We start from the raw sequence: 7389 nt of genomic DNA on the forward strand, positions 1-7389 counted from the left end.
TCCCTTGAGCGCACCCGTCACGGTGCTGCTGCGCCTCACCATCGACGCGGGGGGCGAGGTGTCTCGCGTGGAGGTGCGGGAGTCGGCGGGTGTGCCGTTGGACCGGGCCGCCATGGCGGCGGCGCTCCGCTGGCGCTTCCAGCCGGCCCGGCGCGGCGAGGTGCCGCTCGAGGTTCAGGCCGATGTGCCCGTCACCTTCGTTCCTCCCGAGCCGGTTGCTCCCGAGCCGGTGGCCTCGGCGCCCACCGAGGACGCTCCTCCTCCCAGTCCCCTTCCCACGAAGGAGGCCCCGTCGTTCGCCACCACCGTGCGTGGCCAGGGGCATGCGCCTCCTCCCGCCGCCGTGGGGGACTTCCAGATTTCCGTGGGGCAGCTCGCCGATGTGCCTCGCAACTCCGCATCGGACCTGATGCTGCTCGCCCCGGGCGTCATGCTCGCCAACCACGGGGGGGAGGGCCACGCGGACACCATCTTCATCCGCGGCTTCGACGCGGGCGAGGGCAAGGACGTGGAGTTCCGCCTCAACGGTGTCCCCCTCAACGAGGTGTCGCACGCCCACGGCCATGGCTACGCGGACACCTACTTCATCATCCCGGAGTTGGTGGACTCGCTGCGCATCACCGAGGGGCCCTATGACCCGGCCCAGGGGGACTTCGGCGTGGCGGGCACGGTGGAGTACCAGCTGGGCCTGAAGCGCCGCGGCCTCACCGCGTCCACCAGCCATGGCAGCTTCGCCTCGCGCCGCCTGGCGCTGGTGTGGGGGCCGCCCGAGTCGAGCGAAGCCACCTTCGTGGGCCTGCTGCTGCGCCAGGGGCATGGCTTCGGCCCCAACCGCGCCTACGCCAACGCCGGCGCCATGGCCCAGGTGGAGTTCCGCGTGGGCGAGGAGACGCGGCTGCGCCTCTTCGGCGCCAGCTACGCGGCACGCTTCTCCTCGGCGGGCGTCATCCGGGAGACGGATCTGGTGGACGGCCGCATGCCCTGCGCCGCCGACGCGGACTCCCAGTTCTTCTGTCTCTACGACCCGAACCAGGGTGGGGCGGGACAGCGGCACCTCGTCTCCGCCGAGCTGCAGTCGCGGCTGCGCCGGGGCGGGCGCTTCGTGCAGCAGGGCTTCGTCGTGGTGCGGCAGATGCGCATCCGCGACAACTTCACCGGCTTCCTCAACGACGTGCCCCCCGTGGGCGAGGAGCCACGCGGCGACAACACCGAGCAGTACTACCGGGGCACCACCGTGGGCCTGCGCGGGCGCTACACGCCGGGCCTCACCTGGTGGGGCCAGCCGCAGCCGCTGGAGCTGGGGTACGTGGCCCGCTTCGATGACGTCCTCACCCGGGCCCGCCGCCTGCGCGACCACGGTGGCGCGCCCTACGCCACCCTCTTCGACAACCAGGTGCGCACCACCCACCTGGGCACCTACGCCGCCCTGCGGCTCGCCCCGCTCTCCTGGCTCACCCTTCGGGGCGGCCTCCGGCTGGACACCTTCCTCTTCGGCGTGGAGGACCAGAACCGGCCCGCCTCGGATCGGCAGGGCGAGCGCATCCCCGAGGAGTCCGTCGAGGCCTACGGCTTCTTCGCCAGCCCCCGCCTCAGCGCCGAGGTGCGGCTCTCCCCCCGGCTCACCTGGCTCACCAGCGCGGGCCTGGGCGCGCGCTCCAGTGACGCGGCGGCCCTGTCCGACGCGGAGCTCGCCCCCTACGCCCGCGTGACGGCGGCGGAGACGGGCCTGGGCTGGCGGCTCGGCGGGGAGGGGCGGGCCTACGAGCTGGAGGCCCGGGGCGCCCTCTTCGCCACCCGCGTCTCGCAGGACCTCGTCTTCGACGAGACGGCTGGCCGCAACCAGCCGGTGGGCCCCTCGCAGCGGCTGGGGGCCTTCGCCACCGCGCGCTTCACCTCGCACGAGCGGCTGGACGTGCAGGCCAGCGTCGCCTGGGCCCGCGCCACGCTGCCGCTGTCCGACGCCTCTCCTTATGAGGTGTGGGAGGGCTCCGTCATGCCCTACATCCCCCAGCTCCTCGGCCGGTTGGATGCCTCCGTGCGCGGCGACGTCACTCTGGCCGGGCTCCCGCTGGGGTGGAACCTCGCCCTGGGGCACAGCGCCATCGGGCCCAAGCCGCTGCCGCTCGATCGCTACAGCGAGCCCATCTTCCTCTTCGACGTGGCGGCGCGCGCCCGGTGGAAGTGGATGGAGCTCGGCCTGTCGGTGGAGAACCTGCTCGACGCGCGCTGGCGCGAGGCGGAGTTCAACTACGTGTCCAACTTCCGCGGCCCGGACGCGCCGGCCTCGCTGCTGGCCACGCGCCACTTCATCGCGGGCGCCCCGCGCACCTTCCGGGGCACCCTCACCGTCTACCTGGACCTCCAGGACGAGGAGCTGCCATGAGTCCCCCCCTGCGCACCACGCGCCGTGCCTTCACCCTGCTGCTCGGCGCCGCGCTGCTCGGCGGTGGCGCCGCCTGCGAGCTGTCCGGCACCGGCGGCCGCGGCATCGTCTTCCGCATGGGCCTGCGCACCGCGCTCGCTCCGGGGGAGACGCGGCCGGGTCAGTTCACCACCGACACAGGCTGGCGCGTGACGCTCTCTTCCGCGCGCATGGTGCTCGGCCCCATCTACCTCTTCGAGAACCCCTCGCCCCTCCAGCCGAGCCCCACGGGCCGCTGGTGGCGCCGCATGGGCGAGGTGCTCGCCCCCACCGCGCACGCGCACGACTCCTTCTTCTCCGGGGGGCGGGTGCTGGGGGAGTGGGATCGCGAGGTGGTGTTTGAGTTGCTGGCGGATGGCGGCGCGACGCGGGTGCTCGGCCGCTCGCCGGGAATCGCCGGGGTGGCCCGCTCCTTCTCGCTGCTGCTCCAGCCGCCGTCGCGGGCCCTGGGCGCGGAGGCGGCGTCGCTCGAGGGGCACTCGGTGCTGCTGGAGGGCTCGGCCTCGCGCGAGGGGCGCACGGTGCCCTTCCGGCTGGCCCTGGACTTCCCACCGCTCGTGGAGCTGCAGCGGGTGGAGTTCGTCCCCACCGAGGTGGAGCTGGACGACGACGGCCTCTTCGTCGTGGAGCTCCAGCCGCACCGCTGGTTCGAGGGCGCCCTCTTCGAGCGGCTGGAGGTGCCGGCCAGCGGCGCGGCGGTGGCGGTGCCCCCGGACAGCCAGGTGCACCGCGCGCTGCTCGTCAACGTGCGGCGGCACACCGCGTTCTCCGCCGCCTGGGAGCCGGGCCTCGGGCCGTGAGGGGCCCTCCGCCTACTTCGTCTGCCGCTCGAGGATGAACTCGAACGTCGCGTGGTCCGTCGGCCCGTAGTGCAGCTGGTAGATCATGTCCCCCGCCGTGGCGCCGAAGCGGGCCCGGTGGGTGATGCCGGCACATGCCGGCTCCGTGGCGAGCAGCTCCACCGGGACATCCACGCCCTCGGTATCGTTGCGGACGGTCAGGGGAACCTCTCGGGAGAGGAAGAGGGTGACGGTCTCATCGGCGTCCGGTGCCGAGATGAACTCCGAGTAGCCCTGGTAGGAGCCCTCGCCGCCTGGGAGCGTCAGCCGGTAGCGCTTGTGGCCCTCGTCCGTCGTGGGCGGGAAGGCGAACGGCGTGGGGGCGGCGTTGAGCGCTTCCGCCGTGTTGACGAGCGCATGGGTGCAGGCGTGCTCGAGCAGGCTCTCCCGCGCCCCGGTGGTGAAGTCCAACTTGCCGTCGCCGAGCACGGGGGCTCCATCGAGCGGGTTGCCCGCCGCGTCCTTCAGCCGGGTGAGGTCCAGCGCGTACGTGGACGAGGCCTCCAGGGGAGGGCCGCCCTCCTCTGGGGCGGGGAGGGTGACGGTCAGCGTGCGATGGTCCGAGGACCACTGGCCCGTGAGGGAGCGGGGCTCGATGCTCGTGTCGGTCCGGTTGCTCAGCGTCACCTGGGCGAGCGAGGGCTCCATGGGGCCGGTGAACGTGACGGTGAGCGCCTTGCGCAGGTACACGCCCGGGCGGCTCGCCGTGCCGTCATAGTACAGCTCCACCGGGTACAGGCCCTGGGAGCCCTCCGCGGGCCGCGAGCTGGCGACGGACGTGCGGGGGGCCTGGGTGTCACCGGGCTCCGTGCCGGCATCCGTGCCGGCGGGCGGAGGGGGCGGAGGGGGCGAGGGAGGCGCGGAGTCACAGGCCGCCAAGGACAGGGTGCAGGTGGCGAGCAGGGCAATGACAGGAGGGAGGCGCATCGTTCGGGGTTCCTCGAGGAAAATGGCGACGGGGCGACCTCGAAAGAGAGGCCGCCCCTGCTCACGGGCGTGCGCCCGCGCGCGTGGTGGGTGCTAGTTGGTCAGCGAGCCGTTGCAGTTCTCGTCCACGCTGTTGCCGAGCGTCTCGGTGGCACCCGGGTGGATGCTGGCATTGGCGTCGTTGCAGTCGAACCGCTGGGTGATGTAGCCGGAGGGCGGCACGCACGCGGTGTACTTGGAGACGGAGCTGTTGCCCCAGGCGTCCCCGTCCGCGTCCTGGTAGTAGCGGACACGGTTGTCCTCGAGGCGCTCGAGCACCATGGCCACCTGGTCCCCCGTCGCGCTGCCCAGGTCCACCCGGTAGTCGGTGGTGGTGCTGGTGAGGTCGAACACGACGGCCTTCACCAGCGAGCAGCCCGTGGCGGACACCGCGTGGCCGAGCGCGGAGGCCACCGTGTTGCCCGAGGCGTCCTTCACCGTGACGGTGATGTTCTTCGTCAGATAGAGGGCCCACGAGCCCGCGAGGGACGGCCTGTACTTCACCGTGCCGGTGGCGCCAGCCGGCAGCGTCACGGAGTAGAACTTGTGGGCGGTGCTGATGTCGGGCGTGCTGCTGGTGAGCCCGCTCGTCGCCGTCACCGCGACGAGATCCGCGCTGTTGTTCGCGTGCGTGCAGGCGTGGCCGGTGATGGTGGAGCCGAGCTGCGTACAGCCAGCCTCCAGCTCCTGCTCCAGCTCCTGCACGCTCTCCTCGCCCTCGACGGCGGGGCCACAGGCCACCAGCGACAGCCCGAGCAGCGCGCCGCAGACGTTCCGCATCGTCATCTTCATGGTTTGTCCTTTTCGGTGAGCCGGGAACGACGCGGTGTCCCACGAGGGCTCCGCATGCTCCACGGTGCCCTCAGTGATGAACTATTCGCAACTGAGTTGCAATAGTCTCATGAGCATCCTGACGCCGCGCGGGTGTCATTCCAGGTGCTCGATGACGAGACCCAGCTCGGGCAGCGGGGTGGGGCCGAAGGTGAAGGTGTACTGGACCTGGTTGGTGAGCTCGTAGCCCACCATGTGCACCAGGCCGGTGCAGACGTCCGGGGGAATGGGAGCGGTGGCGAGCGGCTCCATGAGGCGCTCTCCCTCCCGGACCGAGAGGGGGACACGGGCGTCGCTCAGGTAGGCGACGAAATCGCCGGTGGCGAAGCCCTTGAAATTGAAGGTGCCCACGTACTGCCCGCCCTCGGGGCGCAGCCTCACGGTGTAGTACGTGTGGAAGCCATCCACGCGCGGCTGGCGCTCCAGGGACGCGGTCACCGTCCCGAAGGGACCGTGGGTGACGTGCCAGCACGCATGTTGGCCGTTGTCGCCGAAGTCGAAGCCCGTGCGGGGCACGTAGTTCGGGTCCTGCTGGCACGACAGGCCCTGCTCGGGGGCGAGGTAGCCGCGATCACAGTGGCACCAGTCCCCCGTGGGCTCGCGGTGGATGTGGCCATGGGGCGTGCAGGGGTCTGTCTGTTGCCGCGGCTGTTCGACGGGAGTCTCGGGCCCGGGTTCGGGAGGCTGCCCGCAGGCGAGCGCGGCGGCACCGGTGGCCAGCAGGAGGAAGCGGAGGGTGGGGCGCATGGGGGCGGTGGGAAATGGCGGGAGGGCCCGCGGGCGGGGCGGCCCGCGGACCTGGTTCAGGTGCGACGGCACGGGCCGGAGCTACTCGGCGTGCGCGTGGCCCGTCTCCTCGATGACGAGGGTGAACTGGGAGTTGCGCTCCGCGATGGCCTCGAACTCGAGGCGGTAGTCCACGCCCGCCTCGAGGTCCGCGAGGATGGCGGTGCGCAGGCTGGTGCAGACCTCCTCGGGGACGTTGTAGCGGCACTCGCGCGTCACCTCGACGTCGCCATTGAAGATGCGCAGGCCGCGCTTGCGGGACACCAGGAAGGCGTACTCGCCGCTCTCCTCCGGGGTGAACATCACCGAGCCGCCCCAGCCGAGGCCGGACGTCCTGGCCGGGAGGGTGACGACATAGGCGAGGTGCGGGGCGCTCACGTCCACGAAGGACACGGTGCCCAGCGGGCTGGCCGTCACGTTCTCGAAGGGACCGAGCTCCCCGTGGACGCAGGAGTGCTCGGCCGCCTCGGCCAGCTCCGTGGTGTCCGTGCAGGCCGCGAGCAGGTCGTACTGCTGGCTCTCCAGCGACGTCTGGGGGGACTCGTCCACGGTGCCGCCGCAGCCGGTGAGCAGCAGCGCCACGCCAGAGGCGAGCAGGGTCTTCTTGAACAGGTCCTTCATGGTCGGACTCCTCTTGGGGGTAGGGGACTGCTGGGAGGGACGACAGGTGGGCCCTGCGGCCAGGGCTGCCGCTCGTCGTCGAATCCAGGAGCAATCTGCCATCTCGGAACAAAAGCAATCAAGTTGCATTTGCAGGGCGGATGCTCTTTTCAGTCCAGGTCGGCCGACCCGCTGGCGGTGCGTGGAGGGTGTCGAGGGGGGAGGCCGGGGTGTGGCCTCGAGGGGCGAGGGGACGCGCTTTGTCGCCCGGGTGCGCCTACTTCGCCTGCGACCGGAGGGAGCAGGTCGCGCCGTCCTGGCACTCGGGGCCGTGGACGTGCAACCGCGAGAGCTGGAGGACGGGAGCACGGACGCCCCCCTCATGGGCACGGCCCGGGCCGTGGGGGGGCGCCTGGGGAAGGAAGACGAGCGAGGTGCGGGCGCCCGAGCCCGAGTGCGCGTGGTCGCAGCCGGGGCCGTGCTCGTGGTGCGCGTGGGCGTGCCCGTGGTCGTGGCCGCACGCGGGCCCATGCACGTGCAGCTCCGAGAGCTTGTCCCCGGTGGCCACCGCCCCCTCCCCATGCTCCGCGCCGGGCAGCAGCTGCGCGAGGAAGGCGCGCGGGCCCTGCCGCAGCAGCGAGGCGAGGAAGAGCGCGCCCAGCACCACCAGCCCGGCCCACTCCAGCAGCCCCTCGTGCTCGGCGTGGGGCTGGTGGGCGAGGCCCGTCTGCGCCGGCAGCAGCGCGTTGAGCGCGAGGCCCAGGATGATGGAGGTGAGGGCCACCACCCCGCCGAAGGCCAGGGTCACCTTGCGCCCATGCAGCTTCGCCATCACCGCGAAGGTGGTGACGCTGGTGGCCGGGCCGGTGATGAGGAAGGCCAGCGCGGCGCCCGGCGACAGCCCCTTGTGCAGCAATACAGCGACCAGCGGCGTGGCCCCCGAGG

Annotated in this window: 7 protein-coding genes; 2 read left to right on the plus strand and 5 right to left on the minus strand. The window is 72.0% G+C overall.

Translation table 11 applies throughout. The features are described from left to right. Both VF697_RS39045 and VF697_RS39050 read left to right on the plus strand, forming a co-directional pair. Positions 1–2383, plus strand: a 2383-nt coding sequence (locus VF697_RS39045; RefSeq protein WP_414641434.1) for a TonB family protein, incomplete at its 5' end; no start/stop codon positions are given. Continuing rightward, positions 2380–3222 (plus strand): hypothetical protein, encoded by an 843-nt coding sequence (locus tag VF697_RS39050; protein WP_331103199.1) that lies wholly within the window; start codon positions 2380–2382, stop codon positions 3220–3222. The genes VF697_RS39045 and VF697_RS39050, both read left to right, overlap by 4 nt. A 12-nt stretch (positions 3223–3234) precedes the next feature. Here the strand turns inward: VF697_RS39050 and VF697_RS39055 are convergent, their stop codons facing one another. From VF697_RS39055 to VF697_RS39075, 5 genes are all read right to left on the minus strand, one after another. After that, the gene (locus VF697_RS39055) at positions 3235–4188 is read right to left on the minus strand and encodes an Ig-like domain-containing protein (protein ID WP_331103200.1); all 954 of its coding nucleotides are present in this window, start codon (positions 4186–4188) and stop codon (positions 3235–3237) included. 93 nt (positions 4189–4281) lie between these two features. Beyond that, the gene (locus tag VF697_RS39060) at positions 4282–5019 is read right to left on the minus strand and encodes a putative metal-binding motif-containing protein (protein WP_331103202.1); all 738 of its coding nucleotides are present in this window, start codon (positions 5017–5019) and stop codon (positions 4282–4284) included. A 135-nt stretch (positions 5020–5154) separates the two neighbouring features. After that, the gene (locus VF697_RS39065) at positions 5155–5805 is read right to left on the minus strand and encodes a hypothetical protein (RefSeq protein WP_331103204.1); all 651 of its coding nucleotides are present in this window, start codon (positions 5803–5805) and stop codon (positions 5155–5157) included. 81 nt (positions 5806–5886) lie between these two features. Then, positions 5887–6465 (minus strand): hypothetical protein, encoded by a 579-nt coding sequence (locus VF697_RS39070; protein WP_331103206.1) that lies wholly within the window; start codon positions 6463–6465, stop codon positions 5887–5889. Positions 6466–6721: 256 nt separating this feature from the next. After that, positions 6722–7389: permease (locus VF697_RS39075; protein WP_331103208.1), on the minus strand; the 668-nt coding region annotated here is incomplete at its 5' end.

It is taken from the genome of Archangium sp., assembly GCF_036388035.1.
Classification (GTDB): Bacteria; Myxococcota; Myxococcia; order Myxococcales; family Myxococcaceae; genus Archangium.